The following is a 1778-nucleotide window of genomic DNA, read 5'->3' as shown; positions in this document are numbered from 1 at the left end:
ATTTTCAAGCTCCTCTGTTTTGATGACAAAATCTCGTGCCGCTAAAACCGATGTGGTCTCATCCACCATAACGCCTGGAGCAACAAAGAGAATATCTCCAGTCCCGCCTTCATCGGTAATGGCTTGTAGCCGTGCATGGTGAATATCAAGAACATTGGTGCTTTGAAAATCTAAACCACCATAAATCAGCGTGCTGCCCGAGACATAAATATGATCCGCAGTTAAATACAGCGTTTGCGGTGTGTAAATATGAGAACGATCATTGCTCAAATCGAGAGTGTTGGCTGTCAATCTCACATCCCCCTTAGCAGACAGCACATTCTCAACACTGATCCCTCCTGATACCGAGGTCAATGTGGCTGTGCCATAGCCAATGACCTGATCATAATAAATGTCGTTGCCAGCAAGAATATCAATATTGCTACCACTGATAATATGTCCAACCTTTACACCCCTTTGTGCCGTGAGAGAAAGGGAGCCTTTGTCATGAAAAACAAAATCACCTGTAGGGTTCGAAGGGCTCACCTGAGAGTGAACAAAATCTAAACCTGTCATGAGGGTGCCTGCATCAAGGCTCCCCACCTTTAAAACGGCATCATCACCCGTCATCATGGCAGAAAATTCTACCGCCCCACCATAAATGTCTGCTCTGCCATAGGCTAAAACTTGCCAAAAATGAATGCCAGCATGAGGTTCAACATGAATGGCAACATTGTGATGCGATAGGATTGTTTGAGAAACAGAAAGCCCATGATATGCAACAAGTGTGACATTTCCTGCTCCATAAATATTTGTGGCATTAATGATCCCGCCCGCACTTTGGAGATCGACATCTCCTTGGCTGCCCAAAACAAGGCTACCCGCAGCTTGTGTTGCTGCCATATCAACCCCACCAGCTAAAAAATGGGCTTGTATATCACCACCGGCATGCGCCCTTAAATTGCCCCCAGCTAAAACAGTCTCATCAATCGTAAGAGCTCCATCTGTTTTAAGTGTCACATCAGCGCCAGCGCCAAGCCCTGAAACGTGGAGAGCATGGCGTGAAGAAAGCTCCATTTTGCCCTCCGAGGTAGCTTTTCCGGAAATCGATAAAAGTCCATCCTGCGCCTCTATTTTTAAATGACCATCAGCGCCAACCATCTCTAACGTAACATCTTTTTTTGCTGCAATCTCAACATGTTTTTTCGACGTAATGTGCTTTGCATGAAGGGTATCGCTTTTTGATTGAAGAACAACGCCATCATGACCAAAAACATTCTTCAACGAAATTTTCCCGTCAGCAGAAAGGCGCAACTGCCCCGTATTTGCCGCCATATCATGGCGCATGCGAACCCCAACGCCTTTTTCTGTCGCCACAAGTTTTATTCTATCCGCTTGTAGAGCACCCAATGCAGAACCGTCTATCGCATATTCCGGTTTGCCAGTAATATCGGTCAGCTCTTTCATTTGGCGCGAAGCGTAATCAAAGTGACCTGTCCCTGCTGTCACTCCAATCTCCCTGCCCGCAACAGCTCCTTCAAAATGCACTGTGCGGGAAACAATATCGACAATATCAACAGCCCCTTGGCCTGAGAAAAAATTCGCTCCCTGAGGTCCAAAGGTGATATCCCCACCTTGAACCTCAAAACCTTTCAGAAAACCACGCCCATCAATTTCTGGTACACCCGTGGTTAAGGTCGCATGTGGCGTATTGATAAAGCCACAACCATCACAGCCAATGCCGTACGGTTGCTGCTGGTCACTTCATTTAAAATCACTTTTGCTGAACCAGAAGAGCG

Annotated in this window: 1 pseudogene; it reads right to left on the bottom strand. The window is 46.5% G+C overall.

Annotated elements, in window-relative coordinates:
- Positions 1-1778 (bottom strand): annotated as a pseudogene (locus GQO39_RS08400) (two-partner secretion domain-containing protein); the annotation flags it as partial.

The sequence above is a fragment of the Bartonella refiksaydamii genome (assembly GCF_902652675.1).
In the GTDB taxonomy this organism is placed as follows: domain Bacteria; phylum Pseudomonadota; class Alphaproteobacteria; order Rhizobiales; family Rhizobiaceae; genus Bartonella; species Bartonella refiksaydamii.
Note: the sequence above shows the minus strand (reverse complement) of the source record. Positions and strands in the feature narration are given on the sequence as shown.